Annotated in this window: 24 protein-coding genes; 12 read left to right on the top strand and 12 right to left on the bottom strand. The window is 72.5% G+C overall.

Annotation, left to right across the window (positions count from 1 at the left end; all coding sequences use genetic code 11):
- The 3 genes from C2L59_RS33540 to C2L59_RS33530 form a co-directional block, all read right to left on the bottom strand.
- Positions 1-1032: a trans-aconitate 2-methyltransferase gene (locus C2L59_RS33540; RefSeq protein WP_103353549.1), complete on the bottom strand. Its 1032-nt coding sequence runs from the start codon at positions 1030-1032 to the stop codon at positions 1-3.
- A 95-nt stretch (positions 1033-1127) separates the two neighbouring features.
- Complete coding sequence (locus tag C2L59_RS33535; protein ID WP_103353548.1) at positions 1128-1913, bottom strand: PadR family transcriptional regulator; 786 nt, start codon at positions 1911-1913, stop codon at positions 1128-1130.
- Positions 1914-1980: 67 nt separating this feature from the next.
- The gene (locus C2L59_RS33530; protein WP_103353547.1) at positions 1981-2865 is read right to left on the bottom strand and encodes an SDR family oxidoreductase; all 885 of its coding nucleotides are present in this window, start codon (positions 2863-2865) and stop codon (positions 1981-1983) included.
- Positions 2866-2987: 122 nt separating this feature from the next.
- On the opposite strand from C2L59_RS33530, the gene C2L59_RS33525 reads away from it, so the two are divergent.
- Positions 2988-3890, top strand: a complete 903-nt coding sequence (locus C2L59_RS33525; protein ID WP_103353546.1) for a LysR family transcriptional regulator — start codon at positions 2988-2990, stop codon at positions 3888-3890.
- A gap of 9 nt (positions 3891-3899) precedes the next feature.
- Here the strand turns inward: C2L59_RS33525 and C2L59_RS33520 are convergent, their stop codons facing one another.
- Complete coding sequence (locus tag C2L59_RS33520; RefSeq protein WP_103353545.1) at positions 3900-4802, bottom strand: LysR family transcriptional regulator; 903 nt, start codon at positions 4800-4802, stop codon at positions 3900-3902.
- 70 nt (positions 4803-4872) lie between these two features.
- Here C2L59_RS33520 and C2L59_RS33515 point away from each other — a divergent pair, with 70 nt between their 5' ends.
- Both C2L59_RS33515 and C2L59_RS33510 read left to right on the top strand, forming a co-directional pair.
- The gene (locus C2L59_RS33515; protein WP_103353544.1) at positions 4873-5841 is read left to right on the top strand and encodes a YeiH family protein; all 969 of its coding nucleotides are present in this window, start codon (positions 4873-4875) and stop codon (positions 5839-5841) included.
- Positions 5842-5954: 113 nt separating this feature from the next.
- Entirely contained in the window at positions 5955-7460 is a 1506-nt protein-coding gene (locus C2L59_RS33510; RefSeq protein WP_103353543.1) for an exo-alpha-sialidase, read from the top strand.
- A gap of 80 nt (positions 7461-7540) precedes the next feature.
- Here the strand turns inward: C2L59_RS33510 and C2L59_RS33505 are convergent, their stop codons facing one another.
- Positions 7541-8149 (bottom strand): MmpS family transport accessory protein, encoded by a 609-nt coding sequence (locus C2L59_RS33505; protein WP_103353542.1) that lies wholly within the window; start codon positions 8147-8149, stop codon positions 7541-7543.
- A 169-nt stretch (positions 8150-8318) separates the two neighbouring features.
- Between C2L59_RS33505 and C2L59_RS33500 the strand changes: the two genes are divergently transcribed.
- From C2L59_RS33500 to C2L59_RS33490, 3 genes are read left to right on the top strand one after another with little or no spacing between them, the layout of a single operon-like run.
- The gene (locus C2L59_RS33500) at positions 8319-9518 is read left to right on the top strand and encodes a sensor histidine kinase (protein ID WP_199199375.1); all 1200 of its coding nucleotides are present in this window, start codon (positions 8319-8321) and stop codon (positions 9516-9518) included.
- 9 nt (positions 9519-9527) lie between these two features.
- Positions 9528-10187, top strand: coding sequence for a response regulator transcription factor (locus tag C2L59_RS33495; RefSeq protein WP_103353541.1), 660 nt, complete (start codon positions 9528-9530; stop codon positions 10185-10187).
- A gap of 44 nt (positions 10188-10231) precedes the next feature.
- On the top strand, positions 10232-12025 hold the full coding sequence (locus tag C2L59_RS33490; RefSeq protein WP_146060461.1) for a hypothetical protein: 1794 nt from the start codon (positions 10232-10234) through the stop codon (positions 12023-12025).
- Positions 12026-12031: 6 nt separating this feature from the next.
- Here C2L59_RS33490 and C2L59_RS33485 read toward each other — a convergent pair whose 3' ends face one another.
- The 3 genes from C2L59_RS33485 to C2L59_RS33475 all read right to left on the bottom strand — a co-directional run bounded on the left by C2L59_RS33485 (position 12032) and on the right by C2L59_RS33475 (position 15119).
- Positions 12032-13312 carry an MFS transporter gene (locus tag C2L59_RS33485; protein WP_103353539.1) on the bottom strand — a complete coding sequence of 427 codons (1281 nt, stop codon included), beginning with the start codon at positions 13310-13312 and terminating at the stop codon, positions 12032-12034.
- A gap of 78 nt (positions 13313-13390) precedes the next feature.
- Positions 13391-13897: a flavodoxin domain-containing protein gene (locus C2L59_RS33480; RefSeq protein ID WP_103353538.1), complete on the bottom strand. Its 507-nt coding sequence runs from the start codon at positions 13895-13897 to the stop codon at positions 13391-13393.
- A gap of 88 nt (positions 13898-13985) precedes the next feature.
- On the bottom strand, positions 13986-15119 hold the full coding sequence (locus tag C2L59_RS33475; RefSeq protein WP_103353537.1) for a nitric oxide synthase oxygenase: 1134 nt from the start codon (positions 15117-15119) through the stop codon (positions 13986-13988).
- 459 nt (positions 15120-15578) lie between these two features.
- On the opposite strand from C2L59_RS33475, the gene C2L59_RS33470 reads away from it, so the two are divergent.
- A complete protein-coding gene (locus tag C2L59_RS33470; protein WP_103353536.1) occupies positions 15579-16601 on the top strand; it encodes a GTP-binding protein in 1023 nt (340 codons plus the stop codon).
- A gap of 93 nt (positions 16602-16694) precedes the next feature.
- On the top strand, positions 16695-16949 hold the full coding sequence (locus tag C2L59_RS33465; RefSeq protein ID WP_103353535.1) for a hypothetical protein: 255 nt from the start codon (positions 16695-16697) through the stop codon (positions 16947-16949).
- On the opposite strand, the gene C2L59_RS33460 is transcribed toward C2L59_RS33465, so the two are convergent.
- Positions 16946-17506 carry a TetR/AcrR family transcriptional regulator gene (locus tag C2L59_RS33460; protein ID WP_103353534.1) on the bottom strand — a complete coding sequence of 187 codons (561 nt, stop codon included), beginning with the start codon at positions 17504-17506 and terminating at the stop codon, positions 16946-16948. The two genes, C2L59_RS33465 and C2L59_RS33460, sit on opposite strands and share 4 nt — an antisense overlap.
- Before the next feature lie 92 nt (positions 17507-17598).
- Here C2L59_RS33460 and C2L59_RS33455 point away from each other — a divergent pair, with 92 nt between their 5' ends.
- Positions 17599-18714 carry an MFS transporter gene (locus C2L59_RS33455; protein WP_199199374.1) on the top strand — a complete coding sequence of 372 codons (1116 nt, stop codon included), beginning with the start codon at positions 17599-17601 and terminating at the stop codon, positions 18712-18714.
- Here C2L59_RS33455 and ligD read toward each other — a convergent pair whose 3' ends face one another.
- A complete protein-coding gene (gene ligD, locus C2L59_RS33450) occupies positions 18715-19719 on the bottom strand; it encodes a non-homologous end-joining DNA ligase (protein WP_103353532.1) in 1005 nt (334 codons plus the stop codon).
- Positions 19716-20795, bottom strand: a complete 1080-nt coding sequence (locus C2L59_RS33445) for an ATP-dependent DNA ligase (protein ID WP_199199373.1) — start codon at positions 20793-20795, stop codon at positions 19716-19718. Before C2L59_RS33445 ends, ligD begins: the two co-directional genes overlap by 4 nt.
- A 72-nt stretch (positions 20796-20867) precedes the next feature.
- Between C2L59_RS33445 and C2L59_RS33440 the strand changes: the two genes are divergently transcribed.
- Positions 20868-21374 (top strand): DinB family protein, encoded by a 507-nt coding sequence (locus tag C2L59_RS33440; protein WP_103353531.1) that lies wholly within the window; start codon positions 20868-20870, stop codon positions 21372-21374.
- Here C2L59_RS33440 and C2L59_RS33435 read toward each other — a convergent pair.
- Positions 21361-22545, bottom strand: coding sequence for a DUF1015 family protein (locus tag C2L59_RS33435; RefSeq protein WP_103353530.1), 1185 nt, complete (start codon positions 22543-22545; stop codon positions 21361-21363). The genes C2L59_RS33440 and C2L59_RS33435 overlap by 14 nt on opposite strands.
- 121 nt (positions 22546-22666) lie before the next feature.
- Between C2L59_RS33435 and C2L59_RS33430 the strand changes: the two genes are divergently transcribed.
- Complete coding sequence (locus tag C2L59_RS33430; protein ID WP_103353529.1) at positions 22667-24172, top strand: MDR family MFS transporter; 1506 nt, start codon at positions 22667-22669, stop codon at positions 24170-24172.
- A gap of 317 nt (positions 24173-24489) precedes the next feature.
- The gene (locus tag C2L59_RS33425; RefSeq protein ID WP_233223815.1) at positions 24490-24705 is read left to right on the top strand and encodes a DUF397 domain-containing protein; all 216 of its coding nucleotides are present in this window, start codon (positions 24490-24492) and stop codon (positions 24703-24705) included.
- The last annotated feature ends 27 nt before the right edge of the window (positions 24706-24732 follow it).

Genomic DNA, 24732 nt, shown 5'->3' with positions numbered 1-24732 from the left:
TCACGGCCGGCAGACGTAGATGCAGTTCTGCGGACGCGGGGACGCCAGCACGTCGACGTGCCGGAACCCCGCGTCCGCCAGCATTTCCACCGCCTTTTCCCGGCCCCACACCGCCCCGAGCGCGGCCCCGCCCTCGGCCAGCGACGTCGTCGTGCAGTACATCAGGCTGATCGAGTAGGTGAGCGCGGCCAGGGGGTTGCCGACGTTCTTCGCGACATCACCGGAGAAGTCGGTGTCCACCATGAAGAAGAGCCCGTCCGGCGCGAGGGCGCCGCGGATCCGCCGCAGCACGACGTCCGGCCGGTCCTGGTCGTGCACGGCGTCGAACGCGGTGATGAGGTCGTAGGGCGGGTCGGCGGTCAGTTCGGCGGCGTCCCCGACGGCGAACTCGGCGTTCGGCAGGGCGTGCTCCCGCGCCTGCTCGACGACGCCCGCGTTGATGTCCAGCCCGGTGAAGCGCGAGGCGGGGAACGCGCGCGCGGCCACGGCGATCGCGTGCCCGGTCCCGCAGCCGAGGTCGAGCACGCGCGCGCCGGCCGTGAGCCGGTCCGTGAGGCCGGGGACCGCGCCGAAGAAGCCGTCCACCAGGTGTTCGCGGTAGACGTGCTTCCAGCTGTCGCCGGTTTTCGCGCCGAGGGATTCGAGGTGGGGCCCGTAGGCCGACCTCGGGACGCCGCCCCCTTCGGCGAAGGCGCGTTCGAGGTCCGGGAGGATGCCGGTGAACGCGGACAGCGTCAGCAGCGACGGCATCAGGTTCGACGAGGTTTCGCCGAGCAAGCAGCGCGCGTGCTCGGCGGGGAAGGTGTAACGGCCGCCGTCGTAGGTGAAGATCCCGCCGGTCACCATGGCGCCGAGCCACTCGCGGACGTAGCGTTCGTGGAGCCCGGCGCGTCCGGCAAGTTCGGCGCTGGTGGCGGGGCCGAGGGCGGCCGCCTCCAGGAGACCGGTGCGGTGCCCCAGGCCGATCAGCATGGTGAGCGCGCTGCCGGTCATGGTCGCGGTCAGGTGGGCGGCGAAGTCCTTGGCCTCCATGGGGTGCAGCCTACCCGCTTGCCGCACTGTCCAATGTGGACGATCTGGACAATGCGGGGCGGCCGGCCCCCTGGCACCGGCCGCCCCGGCGCCGCTCAAGCGTCCTCGTCCTCCAGCCCCGCGTCAGCGAGAACCGCATACACCCGGCGGCGTGCGTCCGCCAAGATCTTCTTCACCTCCGCCACCTGGGCTTCGGTCCCGCTGTACCCCACCTGCGCCGCCGCCCCCGACAGCTCCCCCAGCGCGTGCCACAAGGCCGCGAACCGGTCCGCGCCCGGCTCCTCCTCCGGCTCCTCCCACAGCGCCGCGAACTCCGCCTCGCGGCCCGCCACGTGCTCGCGGCCCGCGTCGGTGAGCTCGGCGACGCGGCGGCCCGCCGTCTCCGCCGTGTGGACCAGGCCCTCGTCCTCCAGCTGCTGCAGGATCGGGTACACCGAGCCCGGGCTCGGCCGCCAGCGGTCGTGGGTGCGGCGGCGGATCTCCTGCATCAGCTGGTAGCCGTGCATGGGCTCCTCCGCCAGCAGCGCGAGCACCGCCGGGCGCACCGGGCGGGCCGGCGGGCGGCCGCCGCCGCGGAAGTCGCGGACCCGCTGGAACGGTCCCGCGCCGCCGAACCAGCCGCCGGGGCCGCCGAACGAACCCGGGCCGCCCGGGAACCCCGGCATTCCCGGCATTCCCGGTGGCTGCGGCGGATGCGGTGGCGGGGGCGGGAACCCGCCCGGCGGCCCGCCGCGCGCCAGTTCCGGACCGCCGTGCCAGTCCTCGTGCCCCGGCACCGCGTGCTCCGGCACCGGGTGCTCCGGGCGTCCGTGGTGGTGGTGGTGCCCGAAGTGCCCGCCGAACCCGGCGAAGATCCGGTCGGCCCCTGCGCTCATCTCCATGCTGCCCTCCTAGTCGTATCGGCGACATTCGCACGATATATCGCCGCTCGATCGTCGGCAAGGCGCATCAGGCGAAGTAGTGCCCCGCCTCCAGGTCGGCGACCAGCCCCGGGCCCTCCGGCACCCAGCCCAGCAGCTTCTGCGTCAGGACACTCGACGCCGGCGCGTCCGGCCCGGCGAAGTGCGCGAGCCAGCCGAAGTGCGCCCGGACGTCGGACACGGCCCGCACCGGCACGTCGAGGTGCCGCCCGATGATTTCGGCGAGCACCTTCAGCGGCACGCCTTCGTCGCCGACCGCGTGCAGCCGCACGCCCGCCGGCGCCGTCTCGGCGGCCAGCCGGTACAGCCGCGCCGCGTCGGACCGGTGCACCGCCGCCCAGCGGCCGGCGCCGTCGCCCGGGTAGCCCGAGACACCCGTCTCGCGCGCCAGCCGGATCAACGCCGGCACGAACCCGTGGCGCTCGCCCTCGGCGTGCACCGAGTGCGGGAGCCGCAGCACCGACGCGCGGACTCCCCGCCCGGCCAGCGCCAAGGCCGCCGCCTCCGAGGCGGCCCGGGGGAACGCCGGGTCGGCCGCGTCGTCTTCGGTGGCCAGCCGGCCCGGCGCGACCGGGCCGGTCGCCGCCGTGACGACCAGGGCTTTCCCGGATCCCTCGAGCGCCTCGCCGAACGCGCCGATCGCCGCTCGGTCGGTCTCGGCCGCCGCGGTGAGGTCGGCGAAGTCGTCGTGGACGTAGGCGGTGTGGACGACGGCGTCCGCCTCGGCGGCCGCCGCGCGGAGGCCGTCCAGGTCGGTCAAGGTGCCGAGCCGGACCTCGGCGCCGGTGGCCGCGAGCGCCGCGGCCTTCTCCTCCGAGCGGGCCAGGCCGAGGACCTCGTGGCCCGCGTCCCGCAGTTCCCGGACGACGGCGCTGCCGACGAACCCCGTCGCACCGGTGACGAACACGCGCATTTTACTGCTCCTCGAAACTCGTTGGCTGTGCTCCCATCGTTCGGCCGCCGTGGCCCCGGCGTCCAAAGCCTGATCTTCATCACGCAATACGCTTCGGGCATCACCGCAGGTAGACTGCGGTCATGGCGGACCTGGACCTGCGTCTCGTGCGGTACTTCACGGCGGTAGCCGAGCACCGGCACTTCGGGCGCGCCGCGGCGGCACTGCACACGACCCAGCCGTCGCTGAGCCGCCAGATCCGCCGGCTCGAAGGCCAGCTCGGCGCGCGGCTGCCGGACCGCACCCCGCAGGGCACGCGGCTGACCGACGCGGGCGAGGTCTTCCTGCCCCGCGCCAAGGCGCTGCTGCGGTCGGCCGAGCAGGCGGCGGCGAGCACCCTCGCCGCGGCGAAGCCGAGCCGCATCACCATCGGCTACCGGACCAACCTGTTCGTCACCCCGGCCGTGCGCGAACTGCGCCGCCGCCACCCCGAGGCCGAGCTGCTGACCCGGCACCTCGGCTGGACCGAAACCCGCGAGGCGCTGCTGGAGCACCGGGTGGACGTCGCGGTGACGCGGCTGCCGCTGCGGACCGACCAGCTGCGCGTCACGGTGCTCTACGACGAAGAGCGGGTGCTGCTCGTGGCCGCCGACCACCGGCTGGCCGGCCGTGAGTCGGTGACCCTCGCGGACATCGCCGACGAGCCGCTCCCCCGCCTGGACGACCCGGAGTGGAACGCGTTCTGGCGCATCGACCCGCGCCCGGACGGCAGCCGCGCGCCCGACGGCCCGCTGATCCAGGAGTACGAAGAGAAGTTCGAGCTGATCGCCGCGGGCCAGCTGGTGGCGATCGTCCCGGACGGCGTCCGGTTCAGCCGCCTCCGCCCGGACGTGAAGATCGTGCCGCTGACGGATGTCGAGCCGTGCCAGGTGGTGCTGGCCACCCGCGCGAACGACCGCAACCGGCTGCTGGCGGCGGTGTGCCGGACGCTGGAGGCGCACCTGACCGGCCCGGAGGCGGCGGGTCTCAAGGCCCCGGTGGCCTGAGGGCCGCGATCAGGCCGTGCCCGGCTTCACCGCCAGCGTCAGCAGCTCCGCCGCCGGGCCGGTCAGGCGCCGGCCCGCCGGCCACACCGCCCGCAGCACCCGGCCCAGCTCCACGCCGTCGACCCGCACCGGAACCAGCCGCCGCCCGGCCACTTCGCGGACGACGTCGAGGTCGCTGATCACCGCCGGCCCGGCTCCCGCGATCACCGCGTTGCGCACCGCCGACGCCGAACCCAGCTCCAGCAGCGGCCGCACCGGCCCCGCCCCGGCCCGGCGCAGGGCCGCCTCCACCGTCTCCCGCGTGCCCGACCCCGGCTCCCGCACCACCAGCGGCGCCGCGGCCAGTTCCGCGGCGGTGAGCGGGCGGCGGCGCCGGGCCCACGGGTGCCCGGCCGGGACCACGACCACCAGCCGGTCCGCCGCGACCCGGCGCGTCGCCAGGCCCGGCCACGGCCCCGGCGATTCGACGAACCCCAGGTCCACACGGCCGCGCGCGACCAGCTCGGCCACCTGCTCGGAGTTCACCACCTCGAGCCCGACGTAGGTGTCCGGCCCGGTCCGCTTGACCTCGCCGATCCACGCGGGGACGAAGTGCTCGGCCAGCGTCATGCTCGCCGCCACCCGCAGCTGCGCGCCGCGCTGGGTGCGCAGCGCTTCCGCGCCGGTGCGCAGCCCGTCCACTTCGGCCAGCACGCGGTGGGCCCAGCCCGCGATCACCCGGCCGTCCGGGGTCAGCGCCGAGCCGCGGCGCGTCCGGTCCACCAGGGACAGTCCTAGCTGACGCTCCAAAGTGGACAAACGTTTGCTCGCCGACGGCTGGGCGATGCCGAGCGCGCCGGCGGCCTGGCCGATGCTGCCGAGGTCGTCGACGAGCACCAGCAGGCGCAACGAGTCCAGATCGGGGCCGGTCATAGCTTCAGTCTATGACCTGGGCACGCACTACCGGCTACCGCGCCCGCCCGCGGCGGGCGACGCTGGAGGTATGGCACTGACGACGGCGAACACCTCCGGCCTCGCGATCACCGGGCTCGGCGTCGCCGCGGCGTACGCGGTCAGCTCGGCCTGGCCGGTCGTCGGCGCCCTCACCGTCGCGGTCGTGCTCGGCGTGGCCCTCGGCAGCACGCCCGTCCTCGACGAGGAACACAGCCAGGCGGTCGCCCGGCTGACCAAACGCCTGCTGCGCGCGGGCGTCGTCCTGCTCGGGCTGCAGCTCGCCGTGCCCACCGTGCTCGCGCTGGGCCCCGGCACGCTCGCCGCCGTGGTGCTGACCGTCGCGGTCACCTTCCTCGGCACGCTCGGCCTCGCCCGGCTCGTCCGGGTGCCGCGCAGCCTCGCCCTGCTGGTCGCCACCGGGTTCTCGATCTGCGGCGCCTCCGCGATCGCCGCCGTGGAGGGCGTGGTCGAGCGCGACGACGAAGACGTCGCCACCGCCGTCGCCCTCGTCACCTGCTACGGCAGCCTCACCCTGGCCGTCCTCCCCCTGCTCGCCCGCGCCTTCGGTCTCGACGCGACGCAGACCGGCAGCTGGGCGGGGATCTCGGTGCACGAGGTCGCCCAGGTCGTCGCGGCGGCCGGGCCGGCGGGGGCGGCCGCGGTCGGGATCGCCGTCGTGGTCAAGCTCAGCCGGGTCGTCCTGCTCGCCCCGGTGGTCGCCCTCGTCGGCGCCACCGAACGCACCCGCCGCGGCGGGCACGCCCCGCTCGTGCCGCTGTTCGTGCTCGGCTTCCTCGCGATGGTCGCCGTCCGCAGCACCGGGCTCGTCCCGGCGTTCGTGCTCGACGGCGCCAAAACCGTGTCGACCCTCCTGCTCGCGGGGGCACTGTTCGGCCTGGGCTGCGCCGTCCGGCTCGGCGCGTTGCTGCGCGGCGGCGGGCGGGCCCTGCTCCTGGGCCTCCTGGCCACGCTCCTGGTGCTGGCGACCGGGTTCGGCACCCTGGCCGCGTTCACCTGAAATTCGCCTCCGCGACAGGTATAGTTCGTTATACGCGAAGTTGTACACCTCTTGTACGGGCCGCGTCGACGCTACCGGCGAGACGTAGAAGGAACCCGTAGGGAGTTCATACCGTGAAGATCACCCGACTCGCCCGCGGCCTGCTCGCCGGGCTGCTGGGGTGCGCCGCCGTCGCCGTCCCGGCCGCCATCGGCGCCGCGGCCGCCCAGGCCGACGTGGCCAGCACCCTGGTGTTCGCCAAGAACACCGAAGGCCACGACTGTTACCGCATCCCGACGATCGTCAAGGCGAACAACGGCGATCTGCTCGCCTTCGCCGAAGGCCGCAACGGCGGCGCCAGTTTCTGCAACGACCTCGGCAAGATCGACCTGGTGCTGAAGCGCTCGGCCGACGGCGGCAAGACGTGGGGCGCGCTGAGCACCGTCATCGAAGCTTTCGGTGACGTGAAGGGCAATCCGGCGCCGATCGTCATCCCCGGCAGCAACCGGATCGTGCTGCTCTCGACGATGCAGTGCTTCACCAACCCGTCCTGCGGCCGGATCCCGCGCGTGTCCGTCAGCGAGGACAACGGGAAGACGTGGGCCGCGCCGAAGGTGCTGACGACGGAGCTCGGGTTCGCGAGCGCGCCCGGCTGGCTCGCGACCGGTCCGTCGCACGGGATCGTGCTGACCCGTGGTGCGCACGCCGGCCGGCTCGTCGCCGGGATGAGCTACACGATCGGCGGCAAGAACACCGGTGCGCTGGTCTACAGCGACGACAAGGGCGCCACCTGGCACCGCGGCGCGGCCGACACGTCCACATCGGACCTGATGAACCCGCAGGAGATCAGCGTCACCGAGTTGCAGGACGGCCGGGTCTATGCGGCCGCGCGCAACGATGCCAACGGTGACGACAAATGCTTGTCCGACGGGACGCACAACCGCGCTTTCGCGATCAGCTCCGACGGCGGCGCGACCTTCAGCTCGAAGTTCGCCTTCGCCACCGATCTCGTCACCCCGGTCGTCGAGGGCTCGACGGCGCGGATGAGCGCGACCGACGCCGGCGGCCGGTACGACCGCATCGTGTTCGCGGCCCCGTCGGTCTGCGACCGCCGCAAGGAACTGCGGATCCACTCGTCCTTCGACGAGGGCGCCAACTGGACCGGCACCGCCGGCAGCCTGCTCGTGTGGGGCCAGGACGCGGCGTACTCCGACCTGGTCCAGCTTTCCCAGGCGTCGGTCGGTGTGCTGTTCGAAGCGGGCCCGGAGTTCCACGCGAACGATTCCATCCGCTTCGCCTCGGTCAGCGAGACGGCGCTCGGCGCGCCCGCCTGCGGTGGCGGCTACGGCGTGATCGACTCGGCGCCGCTGGGCACCGGCGGCGCGGCCGGCACGGTGTACCTGTCGTACAACGCGGCCAACGGCCGGAACTGCGTCAGCACCATGAAGAAGGCGTCCGCCGGGACGGCCACCGCGACCTCGGCCTACCTGGAGGTCAAGGGCTCGGCACGGCAGACGGACTCGGGGGCGTTCTCCTACTTCGCCGGCCCGGTCGAGGCCGCGGCGGCGGACAAGTGCGTGAAGTGGGGCGGCTCGGCCGGCGGCCAGGCCTACGACAGCGAGTTCGAGCACTGCGGCTGAGCGGAGTGGGGACCCGCCCCCGGGCCGGGTCCCCACTCCCCGCCGGGCCGCCCGGCCCCCTCGACCGGGCGGCGCGGCGGTCAGAAGCCGGTGCAGCCGGCCACGGCCGCCGGGCCGGACGCGGTCGCGGTCTTGGCCTGCTTGCCGTCGACGACGACCTTGCAGGTGACCGAGCCGCCGTCCGGCCCGGCGGTCGCGGTGAACTGGGCTCCGGCGAGGAACCCGGTGGCTTCGACGGTCTTGGTCCACGGCAGCGGGGCCGAGGTCTCGGTGTTGATCAGGATCGTGTTCCGGTCGAAGGTGGTGTAGGCGACGTCGACCGCCTTCGCGTCCCCACTCACCTGGTAGACGATGGTGTGGTGCTGGGTCGCCTGCTCGTTGACGTCGCTGATCGCCTTGCCGATCACCACCGCCCACAGGACGCTGACGACCAGGGCGAGCAACGACACGACGACGCCGGCGATGGTGAGGCCCTTGTTCGTCGCCTTCCCGGACCGCACCCGGGCCAGGCCGACCGCCGACAGGATCAGGCCGAGCACCGCGAGCGGCCACGCGACCACGCCGGCCAGCGGGATCGGCGAGACCACCAGCCCGACGAGGCCGAGGACGAAGCCGGCCGTGCCCAGGCCGTTGCGCGGCGGGGCGGCCTGCGGCGCGGGGTACTGCTGGATCGGGGGGTAGTCGGTCATCGGGGTTGTCCTTTCACCTCTGCTTGACGGCGAGAAGGAAACCAGCGGCGCGGGGTGCCCCGCGTCATCCGCGGGCCTCGATCCGGTACGACGAAAGTCGTCATCGGCCGCGGGGCGGACAAGCGGAACAGCTGATGGTCCGGTGGGTGCCGCCTCGTAGGCTTCCCCCATGGGACGGTCCGTGCTTCGCGTGCTCTACACCGTGCTGGCCGTGGCGGCGGGCGTGCTGAGCAGCACGGTCAACGTCGCACTGGACAGCTCGGTGCCGGGCAGCGACGCCACGAACACCACGGTGCTGGGGATGCTCGGCTGGTCCGCCGGCATCGGCGTCGCCGTGATGCTGGTCTGGCGGCACCGCTGGCCGCTGCTCGTCACCGCCCTCGCGCTGGTCCCGCCGCTGCTGCTGCCCGGCGACTCGATGGCCGCGCTGATCGCCCTCGCCGCGCTCACCGCGCGGTTTGTCGGGTGGTGGCGCTGGAGCGCGGCGACGCTGGTGTTCGCGGCGACCGGGCTCGCGGTCTGGCGCGACGCGGGCCGGCACCCGGAGCTGTCGATCGCCCAGGCGTGGCTCTCGACCGAGACCACCGCGGCCGGGATCGCCGGGGTGCTGCTGACCGCGCTGCTGTTCACCGCGGTCCCGCTCACCACCGGGATCGTCCGGCACAGCCTCGCCGAGACGCGCCGCCGGGTCGCCGAGCAGGAGGCCCTGCGCGACCGGATGGCGCGCCGGGAGGAGCAGGCGCGGATCGCCCGTGAGATGCACGACGTCCTCGGGCACCGGCTGTCGCTGCTTTCGCTGCAGGCGGGTGCGTTGGAGGTCACCGCCGCGACGACGCCGGACGCGGCGGAGGCGGCCAAGACGGTGCGGACGACGGCCCGGCAGTCGCTCGACGACCTGCGTCAGGTGATCGGCGTGCTGCGCAGCACCGGGTTCGCCGACCGTCCCCCGGGCGGCCCGGCCGAGCCGCCCCAGCCGACCCTGGCGGACATCCCCGACCTGGTCACCGGCGCGCGCCGGGCCGGCCTGGCGGTCAACGTGACGATCCTGCTCGATCAGGCATCGGCGGCCCCGGCCCCGCTCGGCACGGCGGCGTACCGGATCCTCCAGGAGGCATTGACGAACGTGCTGCGGCACGCACCGGGGGCACCGGCGGAGGTCCTGGTCCGCGGCGGCCCGGGCGCGGGGCTGTCGCTCGAGGTCGCCAACCCGCGGCCGCCCCACCCGGTGCCGTCACCGGGTTCGGGCACCGGCCTCACCGGCGTCAACGAGCGCATTTCCCTGCTCGGCGGCACGCTGTCGGCGGGCCCGGTGGACGAGCGGACGTTCGCGCTGCGGGCCTGGCTGCCGTGGGTGGCCCCGGCGCCCTAGCATGGGCGGGTGAGCGTGCGCGTACTGCTCGTCGACGACGACCCGCTGGTCCGCACCGGGCTGTCCATGATCCTGGGCAGCACCCAGGACCTCCAGGTGGTGGCCGAAGCCGGCGACGGCGACGAAGCGGTCCACCAGGTGGCGCGCCACGCACCGGACGTGGTGATCATGGACATCCGCATGCGCCGCATGAACGGCCTGGTGGCCACGGCGGCGGTCCTGGCCCAGCCCCGCCCGCCGAAGGTCCTGATCCTGACGACGTTCGACCTGGACGAGTACGTGTTCGAGGCCTTGGCGGCGGGCGCGAGCGGGTTCCTGCTGAAGGAGGGCTCACCGCAGGAGATCATCGAAGGCGTCCGGGTGGTGGCGAACGGCGACGCGATGTTGTCGCCCCGGATGACGAAGCAGCTGATCGGCCAGTTCGTGGCGGGGAGGGTGAACCCGCGGCGGGCTCGGGCGCAGGTGAAGCTGGGGTTGCTGAGCGAGCGGGAGCGGGAGATCGTCACGGCTGTGGCTCAGGGGAAGCCCAATGCGGAAATCGCCGGGGAGTTCTTTTTGAGCGAAGCCACGGTGAAGACGCATATCACGCGAGCTTTTGCGAAGCTGGATGTTTCGAACCGGGTGCAGTTGACGATTTTCGCTTATGAAGCGGCGCTTGTGACGCCGTGAAGTCCCGCTGGGTTCGCCGTGGCTTGCTCGTTGTGGTTCCGGTCGTGCTTGTGGTGGCGCTGCGGCTCGGCTGGTTGAGCTGGCTGGTGGCGGATGGTGGGCCGGTTCGGAAGACGCTCGAGGGTCTGAGTTGGGTCGCTGCGCTCGTGGCGGTGGGTTTTTCGCTCTTCGATCTGCGGAGGCAGCGTCCGGAACCGGTGGTCTCGCGCAGTGTCCACGTGGGCCGGGCTTTGCACCTCGACGGCGATCGGCTGCCGAAAGTGGCCGATGTCCCGTTGCTGGCCCTGCGGGTGAAGCGGGCGGTGGGTACGTCGGACGGCCAGGCCCTTCCCCGGTATGTACCCCGCGACCGCGACGAGGACCTGGAGTGGGCGATCGCCTGCGGCGGTCTCGTGCTGTTGCACGGCCGCGCCGCCGCGGGCAAAAGCCGCGCGGCGGCCGAGGCGGTGCGGCGATTGCGGCCGGGCCATGATCTGCTGGTGCCCGTCGACGGCCCGGCGTTGCGGCAGATCGCCGAGTCCGGCCTCACGGACACCGTGATCTGGCTCGACGACCTCGAGCGCTTCCTCGTCTCCGGTGGACTCGATGTGGAGTTGCTCCAGCGGCTGGCGCCCTCGGTGTGCGCAGTCGCCACGATCCGCGACCACGAACTCGCTGCCTTCCGCGCGGAGGGGGCGATCAACAGGGCTGCGGCCGATCTGATCGCGAGCATCCCGCCGAGCCACTTGATCGCGATCGATCAGCGCCTGACGGACACCGAGCAGGAGCGGGCGAAGACCGCACAGGCGGGTGATCCTCGCATCGACCGCGCGCTCGCGGCCTCCGAGGGCTTTGCGGAATACCTCGCCGCGGGCACTCCAATGCTGGAACGGTGGTCTGTCGGTGACGACCCGCTGTTCTACGTGGGCCAAGCGCTGATCAGCGCGGCGGTCGACTGCCGGCGGGCAGGGTACGCCGAGGCCGTCCCGGCAACCACACTGGCTCAGCTGTACCGCGATTACCTCCCTGCGCTGTGGTGCGAGCGGCCCGATCTCCCCTCGATTGCCGAAGGGTTGGATTGGGCGGCCCGACCGGTGCTGGGAGCCAGCTCGTGCCTTCAGCCGCGGGCCGACGGGACATACCTGGCTTCGGACTACCTGGTCGACCGGACGCAGGACGGCGGCAGCCCGCTGGGCGGCTCTCCGGTCCCCGATCGCACATGGGACGCCTTGTTCTCGTTGAGTTCTGACCGAGGTGTCACGGCGATCGGTACAGCCGCCTACGACGCAGGCCGGTTCGACGTCGCCGAGCGGTGCTTCCGCCGCGCTTCCGAAGCCGGGGACGAGGCGGCAGTCAGGCTGGTCGCCTTCCCCATCAGCAAGCTGGGCCGCTATCAGGAAGTAGTGGACATCTTCTGGAACGGCGCGCGGTCCGGCCACCAGGGGATCATGCTCGGCGCTTCGGTCGCCCTTTCCCTCGCAGGTCGCTTCGACGACCTTTCAGACCTCGCGCGCCGCGCCATCACCGACGGGGACGTGGAGGCAACCCTTGCGACGGTGGTGACCCTCGCCGACGTAGACCGATCGGCAGACCTCTACCACCTCGGTCTGTTCGCCATCGTCAACGGTGAACAGGGAACGATCACGGCAGTCACCTGGGCGGCGGGTGAGAAGCTGGATTCCGAGCAGCTGAACGGCCTGGCCCACCACGCGATCGAGACACGCGAAGCCTCCGTGGTTTTCGCGACATACCACGGTCTGAGAAATTCGGCGAATGTCGATAAGGAAGCAGTCGACGCAGCATTACTCCCTTGGTTCGCCGGTCAAGAGGACTCCGGCGAGATTAGCGACCTGCCGTAGCACCGCTCACTTCGAATCCGCCGGCGCCGTAGCCACCGCCGACTCGCCGAACCGGATTCCCTTCGCCTCCTTCCCGATCGCCGTCAGCACCGCCACCGCGATCAGCCCCGGGACCACCGTCCACACCAGAGCCGACGTGTACCCGTGGGACTCCGCGATCGCCTGCTGGATCGGCAGGTTCAACGCCGCCAGCAGGTTTCCCAGCTGGTAAGTCACCCCCGGGTAGAACCCGCGGATCGCGTCCGGGGACATCTCCGTCAGGTGCGCCGGGATCACTCCCCACGCCCCCTGGACCATGATCTGCATCAGGAACGAGCCCAGGGCCAGCATTCCCGCGCCGTGGTCGAACGCGAAGATCGGGATCACCGGCAGGCCCAGCACGGCCGCCGTCACGATTGTCCGGCGGCGGCCCAATCTCTCCGACAGCGTTCCGAACGTCAAACCCCCGATGATCGCTCCGATGTTGTACAGCACCGCTATCCACGTGCTCGTCGCCGCGGTCAGGCCCGCGCCGCCGTTTTCGTGGGCCTTCAGGAAACCCGGGTACACGTCCTGGGTTCCGTGGCTCATCCAGTTGAACGCCGTCATCAGCAGGATCAGGTACCCGAAGCGGCGGATCACCTTCGGGCTCAGGAGGATGTCCTTCACCGATGTCCGCGTCACCCGCAGCTTCTCGCGCGCCGCCTCCCACACCTCCGACTCGCGGACGCGGGCCCGGATCAGGAGGCTGATCAGGGCCGGGAAGATGCTCAGCACGAAGATCCAGCGCCACTGCAGGCCGAGGCCCGAGTGGAACAGCAGGTACGCCAGCGCCGCCAGCAGGTAGCCGATCGAATAACCCACCTGCAGCAGGCCCGAGAAGAACCCGCGGCGGGCCACCGGGATCTTCTCCATCGCCAGCGCCGCGCCGAGGCCCCACTCGCCGCCCATGCCGACGCCGTAGACGAACCGCAGCAGGAGCAGCACCGTGAAGTTCGGGGCGAACGCGCACAGCAGGCCGGCCACCGAATACAGCAGGACGTCCACCATCAGCGGGATCCGGCGGCCCACGCGGTCGGCCCACAGGCCGAACAGGAGAGCGCCGACCGGGCGCATCACCAGCGTCGCCGTCGTGATGAACGCCAGCTGGGTGGCCGTGGCGCCGAACGACTTGTCCTTCGCGATGTCCGCCAGGACGAAGACGACGAGGAAGTAGTCGAACGAGTCCATGCTCCAGCCGAGCAGCGCCGCGAGGAACGCGTTGCGCTGGTCGGAGGTAAGCGCTTTCCCTGGTCGCGGATCCGTCACGTTCGCCCCGTTCCGTCGGTTTCCCACCGGAAGACCTCAGGCACGGTTTAGCACCCACCACCCCGGGCGGGCAAGGTGTCAGAGCGCGACGCGGGTGCGGACCCGGCGGCCGACGTCCCGGGCCCAGGCCTTGATCCGGTCCCAGTCGCGGAAGTCGCCGGCCCGCCGGCCGGACGCCAGCAGCCGCGGGATCAGGCCGCGCACGGTCGCCGGGTCGAGCTTGCCGCCGAAGGTGGCGGTGCGCTCCGCGTCGATGCGCGCGGCCAGCAGCGCCACGTTCGACGGCAGGCTGACCTGGTGCGAGGCCGCGCCGGGGCCGCACGGTCCGCTGTGGAACAGCCACACCGGACGCTCGGCGAGCGCCCGGGCGTTGCGCTCCAGCAACCGGACGGCCTCCGGCCGCCACCGGTGGTAGTACAGGGCGCTGCCGACGACGACCGCGGCGTAGCCCTCCACTCCGGCCACGTCGGCGGCGTCGCGCACGTCGACGGACAGGCCCGCCGCGCCGAGTTCGGCGGCGATCACCTCGGCGATCTGCCGGGTTCCGCCGTGACGCCCGGCGTAGGCGACGAGGACTGCGGTCATGCGCCCATTGTCGGGCTTCCGGGGCCGGTTTGCCCCGTGGGTTGCACACGATCCGCCGAACGGGCGCTCGCACGCTACTCTCCGTTTCTCATCCCGGCGGCAGGAACGCCGGACGCTCCGCGGGGTCGGGCTCGTCGTAGTAGCGGTGGAACACCGCCGTCTGCCCGCCGGACACCGGCGGCACGATCCAGCTCCAGTCGGCCGGGCACCGGCGGCCGGCCCGCTCCTCCCGTTCCAGGTGGGACAGGAACCGGTGCGACTCGGTGTGGTGGTCGGCCAGGGTGACGCCGGCCGCGTCGAAGGAGTGCTGCACCGCCAGGGTCAGCTCCACCAGCGCCCGGTCGCGCCACAGCGTCCGCTCGGACGCGGTGTCCAGGCCCATCAGCTCGGCGACGACCGGCAGCAGGTCGTAGCGCTGCTCGTCGGCCAGGTTCCGGGCGCCGATCTCGGTGCCGAGGTACCAGCCGTTGAACGGCGCGGCGGGGTAGGTGACGCCGCCGATCTCCAGCGGCATGGTGCTGATCGCCGGCACGGCGTGCCAGCGCAGCCCGAGCCCGGCGAACCAGCGGTGGTCGGGGTGGGTCAGCGGGACCTCCAGGACGGCGTCCGGCGGCAGCGTGAACAGCCGCGGCTCGCCCGGCTCGGCCTCCACGAGCAGCGGCAGGACGTCGAAGGATCCCCCTCGTTCCGGCGGCCGCCAGCCGAGTCGTCGCACCTGCTCGGTAAATGCGGCGTACCGCGGGTCGCCGAGGACCGAGCCGTCGTCGAGGCGGTACCCGGCGTAGCGGATGAGCTGCTCGTTGTGGATACGCGGCCCCGGTTTGCCCGGCGTGTCCGGCGCGAAGACGGTGACCGTCGGGCGGATCCGGCCGCCGCGGGTGGCCTGGCGCAGGTGCGCGACGCACTCGCCGGCGATCGCGGCAGGATCGGTCACCCGGCGCCGGTCGCGGATCCGGAGGCTGCGCCAGTACAGCCGGCCGATGCAGCGCGCCGAGTTGCGCCACGCGACACGCGCGCCGTACGCCAGCTCGGCCGGGGTGTGCCGGTAGGTGCCGGTTTCCAGGATTTCCGCGCGGACCCGGGCCAGCCGCGTCTCGAACCGCTCGCCCTCTTCCGCGGCCCCTTCGGCGAACATCCGGTCCAGGAATTCTTCCGCTTCCGCGGAATCGACGCTCTGCTCCCCCGAGACGCGCTGCGGGTAAAGCGGCAGCGGGGGCGTCACCCGCTCGGGCGTAACCGTCACCGCGCTTCCCCACTCTCCGAAATCACGATCTGCATCCCGACGAAAAGATCCACCGTTCCTCCGAAGGTCGTCGTCGACAGTGCCGGCCGGAAGTCCGCACTGCCCTGGGGACTCCGGCCAGGCCGGGGAGGATACCCCACGTTTCGCGAGCCCGGATCCGCCGGTCGGGAACGCCGTCCCGGCCGTCCCCGAATTCCGGTCCGGCCAGCGAAAGGACCGAACAAATAACTGCTACCAAGCGTCATCCGGACATGGCACTGCGCATTTCCCGTCAATCGATCACGGCGGGCGGCGAAACCCGCGTGATCCTTTCCCGGTGGCCGTCTGCGTATTTTCGTGGACATTCGACGAACGGCCTTCACCGGCGCCGGTCACCCGTGTATGGGCGGCGCGGGCCGGTGTTAGAGTCGCGGTGATCGGCAGAGGAGGGACGGTTTCGTGAGCGCCAGGCGCATCCCCGTGGTCCTCGTCGCCGGGTTCCTCGGCGCGGGCAAGACGACGCTGCTCAACCACCTGCTCGCCAACCGCGAGGGCGCCCGGGTCGGCGTGGTGGTCAACGACTTCGGCCAGGTGAACGTCGACGCGCTCGCCGTCGCCGGCCAGGTCGACACGATGGTCTCGCTCGGCAACGGCTGCCTCTGTTGCGCGGTCGACGCGAGCGGGCTGGACGCGATGCTCGCGAAGCTGTCCCGTGCGGAGGCCGGCATCGACGTCATCGTCGTCGAAGCCAGCGGCATCGCCGAGCCGCGCGACCTCATCCGGCTGATGATCGCCAGCGAAAACCCGGACATCCGCTACGGCGGGCTGGCCGAGGTCGTCGACGCCGCCGAGTTCGAGGCCGCGCGCGAGCGCCACCCCGAGCTGGCCGACCACCTGCGGCTGGCCGACCTCGTCGTGCTGAACAAGGCCGACCGGGTGAGCGCGGAAGCGCTCGCGAAGCTCACCGCCACCGTCGAAGAGCTGGCGCCCGGCCGTCCGCTGCTGGTCACCGCGCACGGCCGGGTCGACCCGCGGCTGTTCTTCGACCCTGAACCCCGCGGCGAGCGGGTCGGTCAGCTGTCGTTCGACGACCTGCGCGACGAGCACGACCACGCGCAGCACCTGCACGCCGGGTACGAGACGGTCACCTTCACCGCCGGTACTCCGCTCGCGCCACGCGCCTTCGTCGAGTTCCTCGAACGGCGGCCGGCCGGGCTCTACCGGATGAAGGGGCAGGCGGACTTCGGCCCCACGGGCCCGAAAGCCCGCTTCCACCTGCACACCGTCGGCGGGTTCGTGCAGCTCGAGCGGTCGGCCTGGCCGCCGGGCGCGCCCCGGCGGACCGAGCTGGTGCTGATCGGCGCCGGGCTGGACACCGACGCCGTCCTCGCCGACCTGGGCGCCTGCCTGGCCGAGGACCCGGACACCGTCGACGAGCGCGGCCTGCTGCACATCCTCCGCTACCTGCCCGACGAGGCCTGACCGCGCCGCCACCCCGGGCCGCCATCCCGGTCGCCACGCCGAAGACCGGCAAATGCGGCCCCGCCGGGACGCCCCCGACGGAGACTGTCGGCCATGACGACCACCGCGGTGAACGCACCACGCTGGTACCTGGTCGGCGTGCTGCCCGAAGACGTCCCCCTGGCCCACCTGATGACCCGCTCCGGCGACCTGCGCTACCGGCGTTCGGCCTGCGGCGAGCGCGAATCCCGCAGCTGGAGGCCGGTCGACCTGACCACGGCCGAGCTCACGCCGTGCCCGGCGTGCGTCGCGACGCTGTCCGGCGTCGGCGAGGACCGCGGTCAGCTCGCCCTCGACCTGCCGGTCTAGGCGGTCAACGTCCGCGCGAGCCGCTTCGCCGTTTCGAACGGCTGAGCGCCCTGGGCGACCACCGACGTGACCGCGGCACCCTCCAGCAGGAGCATCAGCTCGTCGGCGCGGACGTCGGCGCGTTCGGGATCGCCGCGCCGCAGCTGCGCGCGCAGGTAGCCGTGCAGCGCGGTCTTGTGGTGGCGGACCACCTCGCGGACCGGGTCGGCGGGATCGGGGAACTCCGAGGTCGCGTTGAGGAAGGCGCAGCCGCGGTAGCCGTCGCGCGAAAGCCAGGCTTCGTAGGCGTCGAACACGGCCAGCACCCGCTCCCGCGGTTCGGGGTGCGCGGCGGTGATCCGGTCGATCTCCTCCTGCCACTGCCGGTCGCGGTCCCGCAGGTACGCGACGACGAGCCCGCTCTTGGAGCCGAAGTTGCCGTAGAGGGCGGCCTTCGTCACGCCGGCTTCGGCCGCCACGGTGTCGACGCCCACGGCGTGGATGCCGTCGCGGTAGAACAGCGCCGACGCGGCCTTGAGCACCTTCGCGCCCGCGTCCCCGGGACGAGTCCGGCCCACGACACTCCCTCCGAACAGTTCGGTATGGCTTCCACCTGCATATATCTTAGCATCATTTGACAACAGACAGACCTGTCTGTTCGCTGATGGGTATGAAGACGGACCGGTGGTGGACCACGGCCGCGACCGGCGCGGTCGTGATCGCCCTCTGCTACGGGTTCGCGCGCTACGCGTACGGGCCGTTCGTGCCGCGGTTCAGCGAGACGTTCGGGCTCACGCCGGTCGGTGTCGGCGTGCTCGGCGGGCTGTCCACCGCGGGCTACGGCCTGGGGCTGTTGCTCGCGCCCCGGACGTCGGCGCGGTCGGCGCGCGGCACCGTGCTGCTGGCGGCGGCGTCGGCGACGCTCGGACTGGGGCTGATGGCCCTCGCGCCGCAGGTCACGGTGTTCGGCGCGGGGATCGTCGTGGCGGGGGCCGGCGCGGGCCTCGTCTCGCCCGGCGTGGCCCAGCTGATCGGCGAGACGGTCGCGGCGCGCTCCCGCGCGCGGGCGCAGACGTGGGCCAACACCGGCACCGGCCTCGGGCTGGCCGCGTCGGCGTTCACTCCCCTGCTCGCGCTGGGCTGGCCGGTGATCTGGTCGGCGTTCGCCGCCCTGGGTGTGGTGGTGACCGTGGCCGCCTGGCGGCTGGTGCCGCGCTCGCCCCGCGTCCCCGCGGCCTCCGGTCCCGTCCGCGGGATGGCGCCGCTGGTGGCGAACTCCGTCCTCATCGGCGTGACGAGCGCGCCGTACTGGACGTTTTCCAGCTCGCGGCTCGCCGGAACCGGGCTGAGCCCGGTCGCCGCGACCTGGTGCTGGGCCACGATCGGCGTGGCCGGCCTGCTCGGCGGCCTGGCCGGGCGCGCGGCCGGGCGCGCGGGCCTGCGGCCGGTCAACCTGGTGACGTGGACGCTGGCGGCGGCGGGCATCGCCCTCCTGGCGCTGCCCGATCCGGGCGTGCCCCTCGCCCTGCTCTCCAGCGCGCTCTTCGGCTGCACCTACATGGCGCTGACCGGGCTGTGCATCCTCTGGGCGGCCCGCCTGTCCCCCGAGCGGCCCGCCCACGGCATCACCTGGTCGTTCGCCGGGCTCGGCGTCGGCCAGACCGTGGCCTCACCGCTGGCCGGGGCGGCCGCCGCGGGCCTCGGCTCCGCGGCCGTGTTCGGGCTGACCGCGCTGGTGGCGCTCACAGCGTGGACGCAGCTCCACCCCCGCCTCGGGCCGCCCTGATCACGCCTTCTTCGCGCGGCTCGGGGCGACCCGCGGCGGTTCGTTGGGCATCTTCGGGTACACCGGTGGCCACGGCGCGTCCATCAGGCCGTCCGCCATGTCCCGTTCGGACATCGCCAGCAACGGCTCGATCGACTGCGGCCGCTTCCCCGCCCCGGCCCACGGGTCGCCGCGCTCAGCGAGGCGCGCCGGGACCGTGGTCAGCGTGAGCCGGTCCGGCTCGACGGTGTCCAGCTCGTCCCAGCCGATCGGCGTCGAGACCTGGCCGCCGACGCGCGGGCGCACGCACCACGTCCCGAACACCGTCTTGTGCGGGGCGTTCTGGTTGAAGTCGACGAACACGCGCGACCCGCGCTCTTCCTTCCACCACTGCGCGGTGATCTTCTCCGGGTGCCGGCGTTCGAGGGCACGGGCCAGCGCGACCGCGGCGGCCCGCACCTGGAAGCCGTCCCAGCGCGGCTCGAGCAGCACGTACAGGTGCAGCCCACGCGAACCCGACGTCTTCAGCTGGCTTTCGATGCCGTGCTCGGCCAGGAACTCCCGGGTCAGCACCGCGGCTTCGCGCAGCTCGTCGAAGCCGATCCCGGGCGACGGGTCGAGGTCCACGCGCAGTTCGTCGGTGACCTCGGGGGTGTCCGCGCGGTACGGCCAGACGTGGAAGCCGAGGCAGCCGAGGTTCACCGCCCAGAGGATGTGGGCCAGGTCCTTCGCCACCAGCGCGTCGCTCGTCGTGCCGTTCGGCGTCGAGACGACCGTGGTGGTCAGCCACGGCGGCGCGCCCTTGGGAACGCGTTTCTGGTACCAGTTCTTGCCGCCGGCGCCGTCCGGGTAGCGCTCGAGCAGCAGCGGACGACCACCGAGCCGGTCCAGCAGCGGCCCCGAGACGGCCCGGTAGTACTCGACGAGGTCGAGCTTCGTCTCCCCGCGCTCCGGGAAGTAGACCTTGCCCGGGCTGCTGACCTTGACCTCGACGCCGTCGACGTCGAGCAGTACCGCCTCGCTCACCGCGCCTCCCCGAACAGTTTCGCGAGCTCGGCGGGCGGCGCCTCGTCGAGCTGGGCGTACGTGCACGACTCCGGCGTGCGGTCGGGCCGGAACCGGACCAGCCGCCCGCCGTGCCGGAACCGGCCGCCCTGCAGGTGCTCGTAGCGGACCTCCGCCACCCGCTCCGGGCGCAGCGGCTCCCACGAAAGGTCCTTCTGCGGCGCCCACCGGCTGTTGACGCCCGGCTGCCGCCCCGGCTCGGGCTCGTACTCGGCCCAGGACCGCCACGGGTGGTTTTCGAGCGCGTTCTCCCGCAGCGGCGCCAGCTCCTCGACCAGCTCGGCCCGCCGCGCCTTGGTGAAGCTGCTGGCCACCCCGACGTGGTGCAGGACGCCCTGCTCGTCGAACAGCCCGAGCAGCAGCGAACCGACCCCGGCGCCGTCCTTGTGCCAGCGGAACCCGGTGACGACGCAGTCGGCCGTGCGCTCGTGCTTGACCTTCAGCATGACCCGTTTGTCCTGCTCGTACGGCAGGTCGGCCGGCTTGGCCATGACGCCGTCGAAACCCGCGCCCTCGAACCGGGTGAACCAGTCCTCGGCCTGCGCCGGGTCCTCGCTCAGCGGCGTGAGGTGGACGCGCTGCAGCCCATCGGCGTTCGTGGCGAGCACGCTTTCGAGCTGCTTGCGCCGCTCGCGGAACGGCTCCTCGGTGAGGTCGGTGTCGTCGAGGGCGAGCAGGTCGAAGGCGATGAAGCTGGCCGGCGTCTCCTCGGCGAGCTTGCGCACCCGCGAGGCCGCCGGGTGCAGCCGCAGCTGCAGCACCTCGAAGTCGAGCCCGGCCGGCGTGACCAGCACGATCTCGCCGTCCACGACGCAGCGGGGCGGCAGCGCGGCGGCCAGCAGCTCCACCAGCTCCGGGAAGTACCGGGTCAGCGGGCGGTCGTTGCGCGAGCCGAGCTCGATCTCGTCGCCGTCGCGGAACACGATGCACCGGAAGCCATCCCACTTGGGCTCGTAGAGCAGCCCCGGGGCACGAGGCATTTCGTGCACCGCTTTCGCGAGCATCGGCCGCACCGGCGGCATGACGGGCAAGTCCACCGCGCGAGCTTAAAACACGGGTACGACACTTCCTCGGCGAAAGACCCAGCCGGGCGTGATACACACTCCCTCGTGACCACCGAACGCCCCGCACCGCCCCTGACCGGGGGCGAGCGCGAAATGCTGCGCACCTTCCTCGACTTCCACCGCGCCACCCTCGCGATGAAGTGCGACGGACTGTCCGACGAGGACCTCCGCCGGGCCTCGAGCCCGCCGTCGACACTGTCGTTGCTGGGCCTGGTCCGGCACATGGCCGAGGTCGAGCGCACCTGGTTCCGGCGGGTCATCAACGCCGAGGACATCCCGCTGCGGTGGTCACCCGAAGGCGACTTCCAGGCCGCTTACGACGCGAGCTCGTCGACGCGTTCCGAGGCGTTCGAAGCGTGGGAGGCCGAGGTCGCGCACTCGCGCAAGATCGAAGAAGCGGCCGAGTCCCTGGACGTCACGGGCCACCAGCCACGCTGGGGCGAGGACGTCTCCCTGCGGCTGGTGATGCTGCACATGATCCACGAGTACGCTCGCCACAACGGCCACGCGGACTTCCTCCGGGAAGCCATCGACGGCGTCACGGGAGCTTGAGGGGTGGACGCCGAAGCTCCGCCAGCACCAGCCCGCTGCGCGGCTTCGGCGTGAAGTAGGTGGCCTTGCGCGGCATCCGGCGGCCCGCCGCGTGCACGGCCAGGACGTCGCCGTAGCCGACCGGGGCCAGCAGCACCACCGCGTCCGCGTCCGGCGGCAGCGGGCGCCCGGCCGGGAGCGGGCGGACGCACGGCCCGTCCGGGTCGATGCCGAGCGCGCGGGCGAAGAGGACCTGCTCGACGAGCTCGTGGTCGATCACCGGCTCGGGCCGGTCCGGGGCCGGCAGCGGCACTCGCAGCACCGCCGAGCCGGCGCGCACGACGGCCTCGCCGGTGACGGGGACCGCGTGGTCGTCGTACCGGACGTCCAGACCGGCCGCGGACCAGCGCGACACCAGGTCCTCCGGGCCGAGGCCGGTGCCGGTGAGGACGCGGTGGATCGCGCCGATCCGCAGCGCGGGCCCGGCCGTGACCAGGGCCAGCAGCGCGCCGTGCCCGGCGGCCGCGGCGGCGGCCACGCGGTGGTTGCCGTCGGCGACGAGCAGGTCGGCGTCCGCGACCGCGGCCAGCAGCCGGCTCTGCAGCGGCCCCTCCGGCACCACCCACAGGTCGTGCCGCCGGCCGGCCGCGTCCGAAGTGGACAGATCGGGCAGGCCGAGCGCGGCGCACGCCTGCTCGACCTGTTCGGTCAGCTCCGGGCCACCGGCGGCCGGGACGAGCAGCGCGGCGCTGGTCGCGCAGCCGAGCCCGGCGAGCACGGCGGCCCGTTCGGCGACGACGTCGGGGTAGACGTCCTCGGTGTGGCGGACGCGCGCGGCGCCGTCGGCGGTCACCGCCGCCGGGTCGACCAGGCAGAGCAGGCCGAGCGCGACGCCGTCGGGCCCCTCGATCCGGTAGGGCGCGACGACGTCGCGGACCGGCCGGTAGTAGCGCTTGCGGAGCCGTTCGAGCACGGCACGGGCGATGGGGACGGCGGCGGTCAGGCCGAGCCCGCGGGCCAGCGCCGCGGGGGTCCGCGCGGGGTGCTGCACGGCCAGCAGGCTGTCGGCGGCACCGGGCGCGGCCAGCGCGGCGATCACGCGGTCGGGCTCGGCGAACTCGTCGACGTCGGGGCCCGGAACCGCGTCGCGGACCACCCACCCCTGGCCGATCGGCCGGATCCAGTCGCTCATCCTGTCCATCTTGCGCCACCGGCCCCGGGAAATTCGCTGGGGCCGGTGTCCCCGGGATGGAATGCTTAGGACTGCAAAGTAGTTGAGTCCGGTCATGACCGCCCCGAGGAGCACCCCGCCGATGACGACGTCCGCCGCCGCGAGAGGGGTCGGTTTCCGGTCGGACCGCGGCCCGGTCCTGATCGCGGTCATGCTCAGCACGGCGCTGGTCGCGCTGGACAGCACGATCATCGCGACGGCGGTGCCGTCGGTGGTCCGCGACCTGGGCGGGTTCGCGCAGTTCCCGTGGCTGTTCTCGATCTACCTGCTCACCCAGGCGGTGACGGTGCCGCTGTACGGCAAGTTCGCCGACGTCCTCGGCCGCCGCCCGGTGATGTTCTTCGGCATCGCGGCGTTCCTGGTCGGTTCGGTGCTGTGCGGAGCGGCGTGGAGCATGCCGGTGCTGATCGCGGCCCGCGCGGTCCAGGGCATCGGGGCGGGCGCGATCCAGCCGATGTCGATGACGGTGATCGGCGACCTCTACACGGTCGAGGAGCGCGCCCGGGTGCAGGGCTACGTGGCGAGCGTCTGGGGCGCGGCTTCGGTGGTCGGCCCGGCCCTCGGCGGCCTGTTCGCCGAGTACCTGGACTGGCGCTGGATCTTCTTCATCAACCTGCCCCTGGGCGCGATCGCGGCGCTGATGCTGCACCGCAATTTCAGCGAGCGCGTGGAGCGCAAGCCGCACAAAGTCGACTACCTGGGCGCCGGGCTCCTGACGGTCGGCTGTTCTTTGGTGATTTTGGGCCTCCTCGAAGGCGGCGTGGCGTGGGCGTGGGGTTCCCTGCCGAGCGTGGCGATCTTCGTGACGGGCGCGGCGCTGCTGGTGGCGTTCGTGCTGGCGGAGAAGCGGGCGGCGGAGCCGGTGCTGCCCCTGTGGGTGTTCACCCGCCGCGTCCTGGTGGGCGGCAACCTGGTGGCGGTGGTGGTGGGCGCGGTCCTGATGGGCCTGACGTCGTACCTGCCGACGTATGCGCAAGGGGTCCTGGGCGCGGGAGCGCTGGTGGCGGGCTTCGCGGTGGCGGCGTTGACGGTGGGCTGGCCGATATCGGCATCCCTGGCGGGCAAGATCTACCTGCGCATCGGCTTCCGCGACACGGCGTTGATCGGCAGCGTGTTCATCATCGCGGGCGGCGTCCTGGTGGCGCTGCTGGGCGCGGGATCATCGCTGTGGGCGGCGGCGTTCGCGGCGTTCGTCCTCGGAGTGGGTCTGGGGTTGGCGGCGAGCCCGACGCTGGTGGCGATCCAGTCGGTGGTGGGCTGGGACCGCCGCGGGGTGGTGACGGCGACGAACCTGTTCAGCCGGTCGTTGGGCAGCGCCGTGGGGGCGGCTGTGTTCGGGGCCATTGCCAATGCGACGTTGGCGGACCGGTTCGCTCACCCGCCGGAGGGCGTCGGGAAGCTGCCGGCTTCGGTGGACGCCACGAGCCTCGTGTTGGGCGGGCATGCCGACTCACCGGCGGCGGTGTTCGTCCGGGGCGCGTTGGCGGATGCCACGCACTATGTGTTCCTGGGGTTGGCGGCGGTGGCCGTTCTTTCGGTGGGGGCTCTGCTGCTGATGCCTCGGAAGACCGAGCACCTGGAGTTCTGAGCACGTTTCCCCGGCACGGGCGGAATTGATCAAACGGCACGTCCATCCACTCTTCGAGCTGCACGTGCAAGCGGATGCGCACCTGCTCGATACGTTGACACGACTGAGAAGTCCGCTCTGGCGGACGTCCAGGAAATGTCATGAATTTGACCCGGAATGAAGGGGCAACCGCGCAGCCGGACGTGCGTTATCCTGCTCTCGGCGGTGTTGATCCGTCACGTTCCGCAGTTAAGATTCATGCACGCCTACGCGACGTTCCGGCCTCAATGCCGACCCGGCCGGCCGGCACGCGCCCGTCCAGAAGCGGGGGAACGCACGTGGCCGAACAGGTCGGGCAACCTTCGATCGAGACCGACTCACTCAACCTGACCTGGGTGAAGAGTTCGGCCAGCAGCAGCAGCGGGAGCGACGCCTGCGTGGAAGTAGCCAGATCGGCCGCCCAGGTGTACCTGCGAGATTCGAAAGCGCCCGAGCCAACGCTGTCGGTCACCTCGGAGGCGTGGCGAGCATTCCTCGACCGCCACCACCTGTAATCCGGACGGACACCTCAGCCTGGTCTG

It is taken from the genome of Amycolatopsis sp. CA-128772, from assembly GCF_002904295.1.
Classification (GTDB): domain Bacteria; phylum Actinomycetota; class Actinomycetes; order Mycobacteriales; family Pseudonocardiaceae; genus Amycolatopsis.
This window is presented reverse-complemented; position numbering and strand designations above follow the sequence as displayed.